This window comes from Kitasatospora sp. NPDC085464 (genome assembly GCF_044541955.1).
Lineage (GTDB): Bacteria > Actinomycetota > Actinomycetes > Streptomycetales > Streptomycetaceae > Kitasatospora.
Window position 1 is genome coordinate 46,416 of record NZ_JBITTM010000045.1, and the last position, 18,475, is coordinate 64,890.

5 protein-coding genes are annotated in these 18,475 nt (G+C 74.0%); all 5 read left to right on the forward strand.

Annotated features, from left to right (window positions below):
* Nucleotides 1-119 precede the first annotated feature (119 nt).
* Nucleotides 120-1,133: a 2,3-diaminopropionate biosynthesis protein SbnA gene (gene sbnA, locus ACIGG8_RS32920; protein WP_396552328.1), complete on the forward strand. Its 1,014-nt coding sequence runs from the start codon at nucleotides 120-122 to the stop codon at nucleotides 1,131-1,133.
* The gene (gene sbnB / locus ACIGG8_RS32925; RefSeq protein WP_396552329.1) at nucleotides 1,127-2,131 is read left to right on the forward strand and encodes a 2,3-diaminopropionate biosynthesis protein SbnB; all 1,005 of its coding nucleotides are present in this window, start codon (nucleotides 1,127-1,129) and stop codon (nucleotides 2,129-2,131) included. Before sbnA ends, sbnB begins: the two co-directional genes overlap by 7 nt.
* A gap of 60 nt (nucleotides 2,132-2,191) precedes the next feature.
* Nucleotides 2,192-2,407 (forward strand): MbtH family protein, encoded by a 216-nt coding sequence (locus ACIGG8_RS32930; RefSeq protein ID WP_396552330.1) that lies wholly within the window; start codon nucleotides 2,192-2,194, stop codon nucleotides 2,405-2,407.
* Between the two features lie 216 nt (nucleotides 2,408-2,623).
* Complete coding sequence (locus ACIGG8_RS32935) at nucleotides 2,624-7,657, forward strand: amino acid adenylation domain-containing protein (RefSeq protein WP_396552331.1); 5,034 nt, start codon at nucleotides 2,624-2,626, stop codon at nucleotides 7,655-7,657.
* Nucleotides 7,654-18,462 carry an amino acid adenylation domain-containing protein gene (locus ACIGG8_RS32940; protein ID WP_396552332.1) on the forward strand — a complete coding sequence of 3,603 codons (10,809 nt, stop codon included), beginning with the start codon at nucleotides 7,654-7,656 and terminating at the stop codon, nucleotides 18,460-18,462. The genes ACIGG8_RS32935 and ACIGG8_RS32940 overlap by 4 nt, the downstream gene beginning before the upstream one ends.
* The last annotated feature ends 13 nt before the right edge of the window (nucleotides 18,463-18,475 follow it).

The window sequence follows — 18,475 nt, forward strand, 5'->3', positions numbered from 1 at the left end:
CGGCGGGACAACCGCCCCCCGGTCGCCGCGCGGCGCCGCCCCCGTGAGCAGACGCCGGGGGCGGACACCGGGGCCCGGAACCACGCCCGGACCTCGTACGAACCCACGAAGGGGACACCGTGGCCGAATCTGGGCCCAGAGGGATTCTCTCCACGATCGGGAACACTCCGCTGGTACAGCTGGACCGCCTGCTCCCGGGGTTTCGCGGCAGGGTCCACGCCAAGCTGGAGCGCTTCAACCCGGGTGGCAGCATCAAGGACCGCTCCGCGTACAGCATGGTGCGGGCCAAACTGGCCTCCGGCGAACTGCAGCCGGGGCGTTCGGTGGTCGTCGAATCGAGTTCGGGCAACCTGGCGATCGGGCTGGCGCAGGTCTGCCGTTACTACGGCCTGCGCTTCATCTGCGTCGTGGACGCCAAGACGACGGAGCAGAACCTCGCGATCCTGCGCGCCCTGCAGGCCGAGGTCGAGGTGGTCACCGAGGCCGACCCGGCCACCGGCGAGTACCTGCCGATGCGGCTGCGCCGGGTCCGCGAGCTGGTCGCCGCCCTGCCCGACGCGTTCTCGCCCGACCAGTACGCCAACCCGCTCAACCCGTCCGCCCACTACGAGACCATGCGGGAGATCGCCGAGGCGCTCGACGGCCGGGTGGACTACGTGTTCTGCCCCACCAGCACCACCGGCACCCTGCTCGGCTGCCGCGCCTACATCGCCGACCAGGGACTGGACACCCGGCTGGTCGCGGTCGACGCCGTCGGCAGCGTGCTGTACGGCCGCGGCGACGGCCGCCGGCGGCTCATCCCGGGCCACGGCGCCTCGGTGCGCCCGCCGCTGCTCGACCCGACCGCACCCGACCACGTCGTCCACGTGAGCGACCTCGACTGCGTGGTCGGCTGCCGACGGCTCGGCCAGCGCGAGGCGATCCTCGGCGGCGGCTCCTCCGGAGCGACCGTCGCCGCCCTGGACAAGCTGGCGCCGACCCTGCCGGACGGCGCGGTCTGCGTCCTGGTCTTCCCGGACGGCGGCGACCGCTATCTGGACACCATCTACTCCGACAGCTGGGTGCACGAGCACTTCGGGGAAGTGACCCACCTGTGGAAGGAATCCCGGGAAGGGGTGCCACAGCCTTGCTGATCCTTCGACACGACGACGTCCGGCGGATCCTGGACGGCCGGACGGCCGAGCTGATCGACCTGGTCGCCGAGGCCTACCGGGCGCACCACGAGGGCCGTTCCTCGTTGCCGCACTCGGTCTTCCTCCGCTTCCCGGAGCAGCCGGCCGACCGGGTCATCGGACTGCCCGGCTACCTGGGCGGGGAACGGCCCGTCGCCGGGATGAAGTGGATCGCCTCGTTCCCCGGGAACCTCGCGGCCGGCCTGGCCCGGGCCAGCGCCGTCATGGTGCTGAACTCGCCGGCCACCGGCCACCCCGAGGCGCTCGTCGAGGCCTCGCTGATCTCCGCCCGGCGCACCGCGGCCAGTGCCGCGCTCGCCGCGGGCCTGCTGCTGCCCGAGGGCGGCGCCGGCACCACCGGCGTCACCCTGGTCGGCACCGGGGTGATCAACGGCGAGGTCCTGGCCGCCCTGCGCGTCCGGCTGCCGGACCTCGCCGAGGTGACCGTCCACGACCGCGACCCGGAGCGGGCCGAGCGGTTCGCCCGGGTCACCGCCGACGAGACCGGCCTCAAGGTCGGCCGGGAGGACAGCCTGCCGGCCGCACTCGCCGCGCACGGCCTGGTCTCCTTCGCCACCACGGCCGGCGGACCGTACGTCGACCCGGCCGACGTGCCGGCCGGCTCCACCGTGCTGCACGTCTCGCTGCGCGACCTGCACCCGGAGACCGTCCTGGGCAGCCGCAACGTCGTCGACGACGCGGACCACGTCTGCCGGGAGCGCACCTCGCTGCACCTCACCGAACAGCGCGTCGGGAACCGGGAGTTCATCGAGGCGGAGATCGGCGCCCTGATCGGCCCGGACGCCGCCCCGTTCGTCCGGGACCGCGAGCAGACCGTGGTGTTCTCGCCGTTCGGCCTGGGCGTGCTCGACCTCGCGCTCGCCGACTTCGTCCGGCACGAGGCCCGCCGCCAGGGCCTCGGCCTGACCGTGGACGGCTTCCTGCCGCAGCACGACTGACCCACCGACAGCAGTCCGACACCGGCGGCCGGCGGGCCGCCGCGACGAGAGGAGGCCACGATGGCCGACGAAGCGAACGACCGGGTCCACCTCGTGGTGCACAACGACGAGGAGCAGTACTCGATCTGGTGGGCCGAGCGCGAGGTGCCGGCCGGCTGGTACCGCGAGGGCACCGAGGGCACCCGGGCCGAGTGCCTGGCCCGGATCGAGGAGGTCTGGACGGACATGCGGCCGCTGAGCCTGCGCCGCCGGGTGGAGCAGGCCGGCGCGGTCTGACCGCGGACGAGCCCGCCCCCCCCGGGCCCCGGGCCGGTCCGCCGGCCTGGGGCCCCGCCATCGAAGTCCGCCGTCGAGCTCCGCCATCGAACCCAGTCGTCGAGCTCCGCCGTCGAGCTCCGCATCAGAACTCCCGCCTGCGAACTCCCTTCTGCGGGCGACGAACCACCCGCCGCGAGGCGATCGAGCATCCGCGCACAGAGCCCAGGAGTAGTGGTGACATCCCAGCTGAGGCCCCAGAAGTCGACCGCGGCCCGGCCCTCGGCCGGGCACGTGCTGCCCGGCCTGTTCGCCGAGCAGGCCCGCCGCACCCCCGATGCGATCGCCGTCGAGACCGCCGACGAGCGGATCGACTACCGCACCCTCGACCGGAGGGCGGACGCCCTCGCGGCCCGCCTCGCCGCGCGCGGGATCGGCGCCGGTGCGCTGGTCGCCGTGTGCCTGCCGCGCGGCGCCGACGTGGTGAGCGCGCTGCTCGCCGTCTGGCGGGTCGGCGCGACGTACGTCCCGCTCGACCCCGCCCACCCCCGCGAGCGGCTGGCCTGGCTGCTGGAGGCCACCGCGGCGCCGCTGGTCCTGACCGACCGGGCCACCCGGGCCGTCCTGCCGCAGGACGCCCCGGCCGGCTGCCTGGACGAGGACTGGCCGACCGACGGCGACGCCACCCCGGCCGCGCCGTTCCCCGTCGAGCCGCTCGACGCCGCCTACGTCATCTTCACCTCCGGCTCGACCGGCCGCCCCAAGGGCGTGGTGGTGCCGCACGAGGGCATCGCCAACCGGGTCGGCTGGACGGTCCGCCGCCACGGGCTCGGCCCGGGCGACCGGATCCTGCAGAAGACGACGCTCAGCTTCGACGCGGCGGGCTGGGAGATCTTCGCGCCGCTGGTCAGCGGGGCGACCGTGGTGATGGCGCCGCCCGGCACCGAACGCGACCCCGCGCTGATGGTCGCCACCGTCGCCGAGCAGCGGATCACCGTGCTCCAGGTCGTCCCCTCGGTGCTGCGGCTGCTCACCGAGCAGCCCGGGTGGGAACGCCTCGACTCGCTGCGGCTGCTGTTCTGCGCCGGCGAGCCGCTGCGCGCCGAACTGCTCCGCAAGCTCCCCGCCGGGCTGACCGACGGCGTGTGGAACACCTACGGCCCCACCGAGTGCTCGATCGACGTCACCGCCCAGGAGGTCGACCTCGACCAGGCGGACGGCCCGGTGCCGATCGGCCGGCCGATCGAGGGCATGCGGGTGCTGGTGCTGGACACCGCCGGTGAGCCGGTGCCGATCGGCGTCCCCGGCGAGCTGTACGCGGGCGGCCCCGGCGTCGCCCTGGGCTACCTGAACCGTCCCGACCTGACCGCCGAGCGCTTCGTCCCGGACCCGTACGGCCTGCCCGGCGGCCGGCTGTACCGCACCGGCGACCTGGTGCGCTGGCGCGCCGACCGGACCCTGGAGTACCTGGGCCGGCTCGACCAGCAGACCAAGGTCAACGGCGTCCGGATCGAGCCCGGCGAGATCGAGGCGGCCCTCGCCACCCACCCCGGCCTGCACGCGGCCGCCGTCACCGTCGCCACCGGCCCGGACGGCGCCGTCCGCCTGGTCGCCCACGTCCGGCCGCAGGCCGAGCGGATCACGTCGGCCGAGCTGCGGACCTTCCTGCGCGACCGGCTGCCCGAGGCCATGGTTCCCGCGCTGTACCGCAGCGTCGACCGGTTCCCGCTCACCCCCAGCGGCAAGACCGACCGCCGGGCACTGGCCGCCGAGGCCGCCGCCGACATCGCCCGGCCCGCGTTCGTCCTCCCGGCCGGAGCGGCCGAGCGGGCCGTCGCCGAGGCCTGGGCCGCGCTGCTGCCCGCCGAGGCGATCGGCCGCGACGACGACTTCTTCCAACTCGGCGGCTCCTCCATCCTGTTCACCCGGCTGCTGGCCCTGCTGCGGGACCGCTCGGAGCGCGAGATCGACCTGCGCGAGCTCTTCACCGCCACGACCGTGCGCCGGCAGGCCCTCCTGCTCGCCCCCGACGGCGGCCGGCACACCGCGATCACCCCGGTGCCCCGTACCGGGCCGCTGCCGCTCTCGCCCGCCCAGCAGCGCTTCTGGTTCCTCGACCGGATGGACCCGGGCAGCTCCGAGTGGGTCACCCCGCTGCTGGTGCGGCTGCCCGCCGGCGTCACCGAGGAGCGGCTGCGCGCCGCCCTGTCCGCGCTCGCCGGCCGGCACGAGATCCTGCGCACCCGCTACCTCACCGTGGACGGCGAGCCCCGCCAACTGGCCGACCTGCCGGCCGGGGCCCCGCTGACCGTCCGGGAGACCGGACCGGACGGCGTCGCGGCCCTGCTCGCCGAGCGGCTGGCCGAGGGGTTCGACCTGGAGCACGGCCCGGTCTGGCGCGCCCTGCTGCTGAAGCCGGCCGGACAGGACCCGCTCCTGGTGGTGACGATCCACCACATCGCCTCGGACGGCCGGAGCTCCGTCGTGCTGGAGCGCGATCTGCTGGACCTCTGCGCCGGCCGCGAGCCGGCCGAACCGGTCGTCCAGTACGCGGACTTCGCCGCCTGGCAGAACCAGCGGCTGACCCCGGAACTGGTCCGGCCGCAACTGGACTTCTGGCGGGAGCGGCTGGCCGGGCTGGAGCCGCTGGAGCTGCCCGCCGACCGGCCCCGGCCGGCGGTGCGCGACTCCCGCGGCGGTGTGGTCGAGTTCAGCGTGCCGGAGGACCTCACCGGCCGCCTGCGCGCCCTCAGCCGCCGACGCGGGACCACCCCTTTCATGACCCTGCTGGCCGCCTACGCGGTGGCGCTCGCCCGGCACACCGGCCGGGAGGACATCGCGGTCGGCACCCCCGTCCTCGGGCGCAGCCGCCCCGAGGCCGCCGACGTGGTGGGCTGCTTCCTCAACAACCTGGTGCTCCGCTGCGACCTCACCGGCGACCCGACCTTCGAGGAACTGCTGGACCGCGTCCGGGAGACCTCGCTGGCCGCCCTCGCCCACCAGGACCTGCCGTTCGAGCGCCTGGTCGAGGAGCTGAGCCCCGAGCGCGACACCTCGCGCACCCCGCTCCACCAGGTCGCCTTCGACTTCCAGGACGAGGGTGCCACCGGCACCGCCCTGGACGACGCGGACCTCGCGGCGCTCGCCGCGGGGTGGCGGGTCGCCAAGACCGACCTGACGCTGTTCGTCCAGCACACCGTGGGTGGTGGGTTGCGGGGGCAGGTGGAGTTCGCTTCGGCGTTGTTCGATCGGGTGTCGGTGGAGGGGTTCGCGGGTCGGTTCGTGCGGTTGTTGGAGGGGTTGGTGGGGGATCCGTCGGCGCGGGTGTCGTCGGTGGGGTTGTTGTCGGTGGGTGAGTTGGCGGTGGTGGCGCCGGGTGCGGTGGTGCCGGCGGGTGTGGTGGTGCCTCGGTTGTTGCACGAGGTGTTTCAGGAGCGGGTGGTGGAGTCGCCGGGGTCGGTGGCGGTGGTGGCCGGCGGGGTGGAGTTGTCGTATGGGGAGGTGAATGTTCGGGCGAACCGGTTGGCGCACTTCTTGCGGGAGTTGGGGGTGGGTGCGGAGTCGCCGGTGGGTGTGTGTCTGGGTCGTGGTGTGGATCTGGTGCCGTCGTTGTTGGGGGTGTTGAAGTCGGGGGCGGCGTATGTGCCGTTGGATCCGGCGCATCCGGTGGAGCGGCGTGGGTTCGTGTTGGGTGACACGGGGGCGTCGGTGGTGGTGACGTCGTCGGAGTTCGTGGACGAGTTGGCGGGGGTGTTCTCGGGTCGTCTGGTGGTGGTGGACGAGGGGTTGCCGGTTCGTGCGGGGTGGGATGCGGATCCGGTGGCGGTGGGGTCGCCGGAGGGTTTGGCGTATGTGATCTACACGTCGGGTTCGACGGGTCGGCCGAAGGGCGTGTGTGTGTCGCACGCGAGTGTGTGGCGGCTGTCGGTGGTGACGCGGGGTGAGTACGGGTTCGACGGGTCGGATGTGTGGCCGTTGTTCCACTCGTATGCGTTCGACGTGTCGGTGTGGGAGATGTGGGGGGCGTTGTTGAACGGTGGCCGCCTGGTGGTGGTGCCGTTCGAGGTGGCGCGGTCGCCGGAGGACTTCCTGGATCTGTTGGTGGAGCACCGGGTGACGGTGTTGAACCAGACGCCGTCGGCGTTCCGTGCGCTGGTGTCGGCGGCGGGGGCGGGTGACGAGCGGGTCGGGCGGCTCGCGGTGCGGGTGGTGGTGTTCGCGGGTGAGCGGCTGGAGTTCGGTGAGCTGCGGCCGTGGGCGGAGCGGTTGGGGCTGGAGTGCCCGGTGTTGGTGAACATGTACGGGATCACGGAGACGACCGTGCACTCCACGTACTACCGGGTCACCGACAAGGACCTGTCGGGCACCGGGAACCCGGTGGGTGTGCCGCTGGGTGATCTGCGGATCTACGTCCTGGACCGGTTCGGTGAGGTCGTTCCGCCCGGTGTGGTGGGTGAGATGTATGTGGGCGGTCCCGGTGTGGCGCGGGGCTATCTGGGGCGTCCTGCTCTGACGGCGGAGCGTTTCGTGCCGGATCCGTTCGGTCCGGCGGGCGGGCGTCTGTATCGCAGTGGTGATCTGGCGCGGCGGATGGCGGATGGTTCGCTGGAGTTCGTCGGCCGGATCGACGACCAGGTGAAGATCCGTGGTTACCGCATCGAACTCGGCGAGATCGCCGCCGTGATCGCCCAGGACGAGGCGGTGCGGGACGCCGTGGTGCTGGCCCGGGAGGACGTGCCGGGTGAGCGCCGACTGGTGGCGTACGTGGTGCCGGCAGACGCGGGATCGGCCGGCGCCGGGTCGGACGGTGTCCGGTTGCGGGCCCGGGTGGCGGAGCAGCTGCCCTCGTACATGGTGCCGGCGGCCTTCGTGGAACTCGACGCCTTCCCGCTGACCGCCAACGGCAAGCTCGACAAGCGCGCCCTGCCCGCCCCGGACGGGCGTGCCCTGGCCCTGGGCGGGGAGTTCGTGGCCCCCGACGGACCGGTGGAGGAGCTCGTCGCGGCGGTGTGGGCGGACGTCCTGGGCATCGAGCGGGTCGGCGCCCACGACAACTTCTTCGACCTCGGCGGCAACTCGCTGCTGGCCCTGCGCCTGGTGTCCCAGGTGCAGGAAGCGATCGACATCGACCTTCCGGTACGGCAGGTGTTCGACCAGCCGACCGTGGCCCGGATGGCCGACCAGGTCGAGGCAAGGCTCAGGGCGGAGCTGTCGCAGACCGGCGACTCCGCGGTGAACGGCACCAAGGACGCCGAGGAGACGAAAGCATGAGCGCCGCAGACAGCCAGCGCCGGGACAGCCGGCGCCAGGACACCGCCGACGACGTCAGCACCGAGCAGCTGCGGGCCGAGCTGCTGCGCCGCCGGGCCGCCGGCCGCGCGGGCGGCGGCCGCACCGCCATCCCCCGGGCCGACCGGTCCGCCGCCCTGCCGCTCACCTTCGGCCAGCAGCAGCTCTGGTTCCTGCACCGGCTGGACCCGACCAGCCCGGAGTACCTCGTCCCGCTGCTGCGCCGGCTCCGCGGCCCGCTCGACCACGGGGCCCTGGACCGGTCCTGGCAGGAACTGCTGGACCGGCACGAGGTCCTGCGCACCCGGTACGGCCTGGCGGACGGCCGGCCCGTCCAGCTGATCGACCCGGCCGCGCCGCTCGACCTCCCGCTGACCGACCTCACCGGCCTGCCCGCCGACGAGCGCGAGGCACGCGCCACCGAGCTGGCCGAGGCCGCCGTGGCGGAGCCCTTCGACCTGGCCGCGCAGTGGCCGGTGCGCGGCTCGCTGATCCGGCTCGCCGAGGACGACCACCTGCTGGTCGTGGTGTTCCACCACATCGCCTGCGACGCGTGGTCGACCCGGGTGTTCGAGGAGGAACTGGGCGCGCTGTACGGCGCGTTCACCGCCGGCCAGGCGTCGCCGCTGGCTCCGCTGCCGGTGCAGTACGCGGACTTCGCGGCCTGGCAGCGGGACCGGGTCACCGGGGACGAGCTGGACCGGCTGCTCGGCTACTGGCGGGAGCGGCTGGCCGGGCTGGAGCCGCTGGAGCTGCCCGCCGACCGGCCCCGGCCGGCCGTGCGCGACTGGCGCGGCGCGGCCGTTCCGGTGGAGGTCCCCGCGGCGCTGGCCCAGCGGCTGGACGCCTACTCCAAGGAGCGGGGCGTCACCCTCTTCACCACGCTGCTGGCCGCCTTCGACGTGGCGCTCGCCCGGCACACCGGCCGGGAGGACATCGCGGTCGGCACCGTCGTCTCCGAGCGCAACCGCCCGGAGCTCGCCCGGATGATCGGGTACGGCGTCAACACCCTGGTGCTGCGCGAGCAGTGGACGGGCGAGCCGTCGTTCGCCGAGCTGCTGGACTCCGTCCGGACGACCGTGCTCGACGCCTTCGACCACCAGGAGGTGCCGTTCGCCCGGCTGGTGGACGAGCTGAGCCCCGAGCGCGACACCTCGCGCACCCCGCTGTTCCAGGTCGCCTTCACCCTGCACGAGTCCGTCGAGGGGCTGCTCAACCTGCCCGGGATCGACACCGAGGTCGTCGAACTTCCCTGGCGGACCGCGAAGTTCGATCTCGCGATGCAGATCGAGACCACCGTGGGTGGTGGGTTGCGGGGGCAGGTGGAGTTCGCTTCGGCGTTGTTCGATCGGGTGTCGGTGGAGGGGTTTGCGGGTCGGTTCGTGCGGTTGTTGGAGGGGTTGGTGGGGGATCCGTCGGCGCGGGTGTCGTCGGTGGGGTTGTTGTCGGTGGGTGAGTTGGCGGTGGTGGCGCCGGGTGCGGTGGTGCCGGCGGGTGTGGTGGTGCCTCGGTTGTTGCACGAGGTGTTTCAGGAGCGGGTGGTGGAGTCGCCGGGGTCGGTGGCGGTGGTGGCCGGCGGGGTGGAGTTGTCGTATGGGGAGGTGAATGTTCGGGCGAACCGGTTGGCGCACTTCTTGCGGGAGTTGGGGGTGGGTGCGGAGTCGCCGGTGGGTGTGTGTCTGGGTCGTGGTGTGGATCTGGTGCCGTCGTTGTTGGGGGTGTTGAAGTCGGGGGCGGCGTATGTGCCGTTGGATCCGGCGCATCCGGTGGAGCGGCGTGGGTTCGTGTTGGGTGACACGGGGGCGTCGGTGGTGGTGACGTCGTCGGAGTTCGTGGACGAGTTGGCGGGGGTGTTCTCGGGTCGTCTGGTGGTGGTGGACGAGGGGTTGCCGGTTCGTGCGGGGTGGGATGCGGATCCGGTGGCGGTGGGGTCGCCGGAGGGTTTGGCGTATGTGATCTACACGTCGGGTTCGACGGGTCGGCCGAAGGGCGTGTGTGTGTCGCACGCGAGTGTGTGGCGGCTGTCGGTGGTGACGCGGGGTGAGTACGGGTTCGACGGGTCGGATGTGTGGCCGTTGTTCCACTCGTATGCGTTCGACGTGTCGGTGTGGGAGATGTGGGGGGCGTTGTTGAACGGTGGCCGCCTGGTGGTGGTGCCGTTCGAGGTGGCGCGGTCGCCGGAGGACTTCCTGGATCTGTTGGTGGAGCACCGGGTGACGGTGTTGAACCAGACGCCGTCGGCGTTCCGTGCGCTGGTGTCGGCGGCGGGGGCGGGTGACGAGCGGGTCGGGCGGCTCGCGGTGCGGGTGGTGGTGTTCGCGGGTGAGCGGCTGGAGTTCGGTGAGCTGCGGCCGTGGGCGGAGCGGTTGGGGCTGGAGTGCCCGGTGTTGGTGAACATGTACGGGATCACGGAGACGACCGTGCACTCCACGTACTACCGGGTCACCGACAAGGACCTGTCGGGCACCGGGAACCCTGTCGGCGTGCCGCTGGGTGATCTGCGGATCTACGTCCTGGACCGGTTCGGTGAGGTCGTTCCGCCCGGTGTGGTGGGTGAGATGTATGTGGGTGGTCCCGGTGTGGCGCGTGGCTATCTGGGGCGTCCTGCTTTGACGGCGGAGCGTTTCGTGCCGGATCCGTTCGGTCCGGCGGGCGGGCGTCTGTATCGCAGTGGTGATCTGGCGCGGCGGATGGCGGACGGTTCGCTGGAGTTCGTCGGCCGGATCGACGACCAGGTGAAGATCCGTGGTTACCGCATCGAACTCGGCGAGATCGCCGCCGTCCTGACCGCCGACCCGGCCGTCCGGGACGCCGTCGTCCTCGCCCGCGAGGACGTCCCCGGCGACCGCCGGCTGGTCGCCTACCTGGTGCCCGCCGACGCCGGGTCGGACGCCGCCGCGCTGCGGGCCCGGGTGGCGGAGCAGCTGCCCTCGTACATGGTGCCGGCCGCCTTCGTGGAACTCGACGCCTTCCCGCTGACCGCCAACGGCAAGCTCGACAAGCGCGCCCTGCCCGCCCCCGAGGGCCACTCCCTCGCCCTGGGCGGGGAGTTCGTCGCCCCCGACGGACCGGTCGAGGAGCTCGTCGCGGCCGTGTGGGCGGACGTCCTCGGCACCGAGCGGGTCGGCGCCCACGACAACTTCTTCGACCTCGGCGGCGACTCCATCCGCGGTGTGGTGCTGGTCGGTGCGCTGCGGGCGGCCGGGCTGGACGTGTCGGTGCGCGACGTCTTCGAGCACCGTACGGTGGCCGCGCTGGCGCGGTCCGCCGAGGGCCGGGCGGCGGCCGTCGAGCAGACCTACGTCCGGCCGTTCGAGCTGCTCTCGGCGGCGGACCGGGAGCGGGTGCCGGCCGGTGTCACCGACGCCTACCCGATGTCGCAGGTGCAGCTCGGCATGCTGGTCGAGATGCTCGCCGACGACGAGCTGAACAAGTACCACAACATCACCCTGTTCAAGATCCGCGACGACGGCCCGTTCGACGGCGAGGCGCTGCGCGAGGCCGTCCGGGTGGTGACCGCGCGGCACGAGATGCTGCGGACCGCGTTCGCCGTCTCCGGCTACTCGGTGCCGATGCAGCTGGTGCACGCCGAGGCCGGGATGCCGGTGCTGATCCACGACCTGTCCGGGCTGGACGCGCAGGAGCAGCAGCGCGAACTCGCGGCGCACACCGCGCGGGAGCGCGCCGCCCTGTTCGACCTCACCAGCCCGCCGCTGCTGCGGGTCTCCGCGCACCCGGTGGACGAGCGGACCTGGTGGTTCGGGCTCACCGAGTGCCACTCGATCCTGGAGGGCTGGAGCTTCCACACCCTCCTGATGGAGTTCCTGGCGGTCTACCGGCAGGTCCGCGACGGCTCGGAGCCCGTGCCGTTCGACCCGCCCGCCGTCCGCTACGCCGACTTCATCGCCGCCGAGCTGCAGGCGCTGGAGTCCGCCGAGGACCGCGCCTACTGGCAGGAGACCGTCCGCGACCACCAGCCGGTCGGCCTGCCGGCCACCTGGGCGGGCGGCGCGGACGAGCCGCGGGAGAGCTACCGGATCAAGGTGCCCTACCTGGACCTGGACGCCAGGCTGCGCGCGCTGGCCGCCGAGGAGGGCGTCTCGCTGAAGAGCGTGCTGCACGCCGCGCACCTCAAGGTGATGAGCCAGCTGACCGACGCCCCGGCGTTCTTCACCGGCCTGGTCTGCAACGGCCGGCCGGAGGCGGAGGGCGCCGAGCGGGTGTACGGGATGTACCTGAACAGCCTGCCGTTCGGCCACGAGCGGGGCGCCCGGACCTGGCGCGAGCTGGTCGGCCGGGTGTTCGCCCGCGAGGTGGAGCTGTGGCCGCACCGGCGGTTCCCGATGCCGGTGATCCAGCGGGAGTTCGGCGAGGGGCCGCGGCTGCTGGACATCCGCTTCAGCTACCTGGACTTCCATCAGGTCGACACCGACCTCGTCGACGCCGGCGCCAGCGTGGACGACAGCCTGACCGAGTTCGCGCTCGCCACCCTCGTGCTGGGCGGCAACCTGGTCCTGATGTCGCACACCCACGCGATGACCCGGGCGAACGCCGAGCGGCTGGCCGGCATGTACCGGTCGGTGCTGGAGGCGATGGCCGCCGACTTCGACGGCGACGCGCTCGCCGCCCGCCTCCCGGTCGGCGAGCGGGAGACGGTGCTGCGGGGGTTCAACACCTCCGCCCCCGCCGGGGGCGCCCCGGGAAGCGTGCTGGACCTCTTCGAGGCGCAGGCCGACCGGACGCCGGACGCGGTGGCGCTGACCTTCGGCGAGGCCGCCGAGGGCGCCACCACGTACGCCGCACTGGAGGCCGCCGCCAACCGGCTGGCCCACCGGCTGCGGGGCCTGGGCGTCGGCCCGGAGTCCGTGGTCGGCGTCCTGCTGGACCGCGGCCCGGACCTGCTGACGGCCCTGCTGGCGGTCTGGAAGGCCGGCGGCGCCTACCTGCCGCTGGACCCTGGCCACCCGGGCGAGCGGATCGGCGCCATGCTGGCCACGGCCGGGGTCCGCGCCGTGCTGACCCAGGAGGCGTACCGGGACGCGGTGTCCGGTGCGGCCGGGCGGCCGGTGGTCGTGCTGGACGCCGAGCCGGAGCGCGCGGCGCTGGCCGCCCTGCCCGCCGGGCGGACCGGGCAGGGCGCCGACCCGGCCGGGCTGGCGTACGTCATCTTCACCTCCGGCTCGACCGGCACCCCCAAGGGCGTCCAGGTGCACCACCACGGCCTGGCCAACCACGTCCGCTGGGCGGCCGCCGACCTGGCCGGTCGGGGCCGCGGTGGCGGGGCGCTGTTCTCCTCGGTCGCCTTCGACCTGGTGGTGCCCAACCTCTGGGCGCCGCTGGTCACCGGGCAGCGGGTCCATCTGCTCCCGCAGGACCTCCCGCTCGACCGGCTGGGCGAACTGCTCGTCGCCGCAGGCCCGTTCAGCTTCCTCAAGCTCACCCCGGGCCACCTGGAGATCCTCTCCCGGCAGCTGGACGAGCGGCAGGCCGAGGCGCTGGCCGAGGTGGTCGTGGTGGCCGGCGAGGCCTTCCCCGGCCGGTCGGCCGACCACTGGCTGGGGCTGCTGGGCACCGGCCGGCTGATCAACGAGTACGGTCCGACGGAGGCGTCGGTCGGCACCAGCATCCTGCCGGTGGACCGCCCGCAGCCGGTCGACGTGGTGCCGATCGGCCGCCCGCTGCCGGGCCTGCGGATGTACGTCCTGGACGACGCGCTGGAGCCGGTGCCGGTCGGCGTGGTCGGCCAGCTGTACGTCGGCGGCGAGGGTGTGGCCCGCGGCTACGCCGGCCGGCCGGACCTCACCGCCGAGCGCTTCCTGCCCGACCCGTACGGCCCGCCCGGCGCGCGGCTGTACCGCACCGGGGACCTCGCCCGGCTGACGGCCGACGGCGTGGTGGACTTCGTCGGCCGGGCCGACGACCAGGTGAAGATCCGTGGCCACCGGATCGAGCCCGGCGAGATCCGCAGCGTGCTGCTGGCCCACCCCGGGGTGGCGGACGCGACCGTGGTCGCCCACCGCGCGGCCAACGGGGACCTCCGGCTGGCGGCCTACTGGGCCCCGGCCGGGGACGGCGGCCGGTCCGGTGCCGAGGCGCTGCGGGCGCACTGCGCCGGCCTGCTCCCGGAGCACATGGTCCCGGCCTCGTTCACCTCCCTGGAGCGGATCCCGCTCAACCGCAACGGCAAGGTCGACCGCCGCGCGCTGCCCGCCCCGGACGAGGGCGGCGCCGCGGGCGGCCGGGCGTACGTCTCGCCGCGCAACCCGCTGGAGGAGCAGCTCGCCACGGCCTGGGCCCAGGTGCTGGAGACGGACCGGGTCGGGGTCGAGGACAGCTTCTTCGACCTCGGCGGCCACTCCATCCGCGCGGTCGTGCTGGTCGGCTCGCTGCGGGCGGTGGGGCTGGACGTGTCGGTGCGCGACGTCTTCGAGCACCGCACGGTGGCCGCGCTGGCCGCCTCGCTGGCGGGCCGCTCCCACGTCGCCGCCGAACGGCCGGTCGAGCCCTTCGAGCTGATCGGCCCGGCCGACCGCGAGCTGCTGCCGGCGGGCGTCACCGACGCCTACCCGATGTCGCAGGTCCAGGTCGGCATGCTGGTCGAGATGCTCGCCGACGACGAGCGGAACAGCTACCACAACGTCACGGTGCTCAAGATCCGCGACGACGCGCCGTTCGACGCCGAGGCGCTGCGCGGCGCCGTCCGGGCGGCCACCGCGCGGCACGAGATCCTGCGCACCTCGCTGCACGTCTCCGGGTACTCGCTGCCGCTGCAGCTGGTGCACGCCGAGGCGCCGGTCCCGGTGGCGGTGCTGGACCACCGGGAGCTCGACGACCGGGCCCGGCGTAGCGCACTGGACGACCACACGGCCCGCGAGCGGGCCGAGCTGTTCGACCTGACCCGGGCGCCGCTGGTGCGGGTCGCCGCCCTGCTGGAGGGCGAGCACGGCTGGCGGCTGGCCTTCACCCAGTTCCACGGCATCACCGAGGGCTGGACCTTCCACAACCTGGTGATGGAGCTGCTGGAGGACTACCGGCGGCTGCGCGACGGCCGGCCGGTCCCGGCGGACACGCCGCCCCCCGTCCGGTACGCCGACTTCATCGCCGCCGAACGGCGCGCCCTGGACTCCGCCGAGGACCGCGAGTACTGGCGCGACCACGCCGCCCGCTACCCGCGCTTCGGCTTCCCCCAGGACTGGGCCGACCTCACCCGGCCGCGCGAGGACTACCACCTGTACGTGATGCACCGGGACCTCGAAGCCGGGCTGCGGGCGCTGGCCAGCGAGGCCGGGGTGTCCCTGAAGAGCGTGCTGCACGCGGCGCACCTGAAGGTGATGAGCCAGCTGACCGACGCCCCGGCGTTCTCCACCGGCCTGGTGTACAGCGCCCGGCCGGAGGTGCGGGGTGCCGAACGCGTCCACGGCATGCAGCTGAACAGCCTGCCGTTCGGCTTCGACCGGGGCGCGCGGACGTGGCGCGAGCTGGTCCGCCGGGTGTTCGCCCGGGAGCTGGAGCAGTGGCCGCACCGGCGGTACCCGATGCCGGTGATCCAGCGGGAGTTCGGCGGCGGGGAGCGCCTGGTCGACGTCCTCTTCACCTTCCAGGACTTCGAGCAGATGGACGCCGACCTGGTCGACCTCGACGCCGGCGAGGGCGACGACAGCACCGACTTCGCCCTCGGCGTGCCGACCACGCCCGGCTACTACACCCTGCGCACCCACACCCACGCGCTGAGCCGCGCGCACGCCGAGCGGCTGGCCGCGATGTACCGGTCGGTGCTGGAGGCGATGGTCGGGGACACCGACGGCGACGCGCTCGCCACCTACCTGCCCGCCGGGGAACGGGAGTCGGTGCTCGGCCCCTGGAACGGCCCGCTCGCCACCGAGCCCGTCCGGGGCACCGCGGCCGCCGCCTTCGAGGCGCAGGCCGCCCGCACCCCCGAGGCCGTCGCGGTCGAGCACGGCCAGGACCGGCTGGGCTACGGCGAACTGAACGCACGGGCCAACCGCCTGGCGCACCACCTGCGGTCGCTCGGCGTCGGGCCCGAGTCGGTGGTCGGCGTGCTGCTGCCGCCGGGCACCGAGCTGGTCACCGTCCTGCTCGCCGTCCTGAAGGCCGGCGGGGCCTACCTGCCGCTCGACCCGGACCAGCCGCCGGCCCGGCTGGCGCACATGGCGCAGGACGCCGGGAACCCGCTGGTGGTGACCCGCGCCGAGCACGCCGACCGGGTCCCGTCCGCCGCCGCCCGGGTGCTGCTCGACGGGGACGCCGGGCAGATCGCCGCCCGGCCGGCCACCGACCCGGCGCCCGTCGCCGGGCCGGACAACCTGATGTACGTCATCTACACCTCCGGCAGCACCGGGAAGCCCAAGGGCGTCGGCCTCACCAACGCCAACCTGCTGCGCCTGTACCGGGCGACGGCCGGGCGCTGCCCGTTCGACGCCGACCAGACGTGGGCCCTGCTGCACTCCGCGGCCTTCGACGTCTCGGTCTGGGAGATGTGGGGCGCGCTGCTGCACGGCGGGCGGATCCTCGTCGTGCCGTCCGCGACGGCGCGCGAACCCCGCGCACTGCTCGCGCTGCTGACGGAGAGCCGGACCACCCACGTGTCGATCTCGCCGGTGGCGTTCCGCGCGCTGGTCGCGGCGGCCGACGGCGACCGGGCGGTGCTCGACGCGCTCGCGCTGCGCACCGTGGTCTTCGGCGGGGACCGGCTCGCGGCCTCCGACCTCGCCGAGTGGACGGCGGTCCGCTCCCCGGAGGCCACCGCGCTCGCCCAGGCGTACGGGCCGACCGAGGCCACCGTGCACGCCACCTACCGCCCGATCGGGGCCGCCGACCTCGACCTGGCCGGCGGCATCCCGCTCGGCCGGCCGATCGACGACACCCGGGTGTACGTCCTCGACCCGGAGGGCCGGATCGTGCCGGTGGGCGTGCCCGGGGAGCTGCACCTGGCCGGCCCCGGCCTGGCCCGCGGCTACCTCGGCCGGCCGGCGCTGACCGCCGAGCGGTTCCTGCCGGACCCGTACGGCGCGCCCGGCAGCCGGATGTACGCCACCGGTGACCAGGCCCGGCTGCTGCCCGACGGCGAGCTGGAGTTCCTCGGCCGGGTCGACGAGCAGCTGAAGATCCGCGGCTACCGGATCGAACCCGGCGAGGTCCAGGCCGTGCTCACCGAGCACCCGGCCGCCCGCGAGGCCGTGGTCACCGCCACCGCGCCGGGCAACGGACCGCGCCGGCTGGTCGCCTACTACGTGCCCGAGGCCGGGGCCGCCGCGACCGGGACCGAACTCGCGGCGCACTGCGCCGAGCGGCTGCCCGCGTACATGGTCCCCGCCGCCTTCGTCCCGCTGGAGCGGATCCCGCTCAGCGTCAACGGCAAGCTCGACCACGCCGCGCTGCCCGCGCCCGACCGCGAGGACTCGTGGGCCGGCGAGGAGTTCGTGGCACCGCGCACGCCGGTCGAGCGGCAGCTGGCGGAGATCTGGCGGGACGTCCTGGGACTGGAGCGGGTCGGAGCGCGGGACAGTTTCTTCGAGCTCGGCGGGGACTCGATGACCGTGCTGCGCGTCATGGAGCAGGCGCGCGCCGCGGGCCTGCCGCTGACCCTGCGGATGCTCTACCAGACCGCCTCGATCGAGGAGCTCGCCGTGACCCTCACCGCCCCCGAGTCCGCCCCCGAGCCCGCCTCCGGGTCCGCCGCGGAGCCCGCCCCGGAGGGGCCCGCCGGGCAGTCCGCCGGGCACCGGCCCCGCCGGGCGTCCGCCGCCTCCCCGTACGCCGGGCTGATGGAGCGCCACGGCGTCCCCGGGATGAGCGTGGCCCTGCTGCGCGACGGCGAACTCGCCGGGCTGGAGACGCACGGCGTGGTCGCCGCCGGCAGCACCGACCGGGTCACCGCGGACACCCCGTTCAAGGTCGCCTCGGTCAGCAAGCACATCACCGCGCTCGGCACGCTCGCCCTCGCCGCCGAAGGGCTGCTGGACCTCGACACCGACGTCAACGCGTACCTGCGCGACTGGCGGGTGCCTGCCGCCGTCGGCCCGGTCACCGTGCGCCGGCTGCTGCTCAACACCTCCGGCCTGGCGCTCGAACCGGCGCACGAGCCGTACCGCCCCGGCGACGAGGTGCCCACCGTCCTGCAGGCGCTGCGCGGCGAGCACCCCTCCCGGACCCCGGAGCCCGCCTTCGAGCACCGCCCCGGCGAGCTGTTCCGCAAGAACAAGCTCAACTACCTGCTGCTGGAGCAGGTCCTGACCGACCTCACCGGCCTGGCGTTCCCCGAGCTGATGCGCAGCCGGGTGTTCCTGCCGCTCGGGATGACCGGCAGCCGCTACGACTGGGGCTTCGGACTGCGCTCCCGGCGGCCGGTCGCCCAGGGCCACGACACCGCGGGCCGGCCCGTCCCGGTCGGGCTGCCGATCCACCCGTCGGTGGCCGGCGGCGGCCTGTGGACCACCGCGACCGACCTCGCCCGGGCCGCCGCCGAGATCCGCCGCGCGTACCTCGACGACGAACCGGTCCTGCTCACCCCGTCGCTCGCCCGGGACCTGCTCACGCCGAGCCCCGGCTCCATGTACGGCATGTCCACCGTCATCGACGCCACCGCCGGTGACCTCGACTTCGGCGTCTTCGGCGAGTTCGAGGGCTACTTCGCGATGACCATGACCCAGGTGCACGGCGGCAACGGCTTCGTGGTGCTGACCAACGGCGACAACGGCAAGGAGCTCGCCCGGGCCGTCATCGAGGCGGGCGAGGGCGACGACGCCCACTTCGGCTCGCGCTGGTGACGCCCCGGCGCTG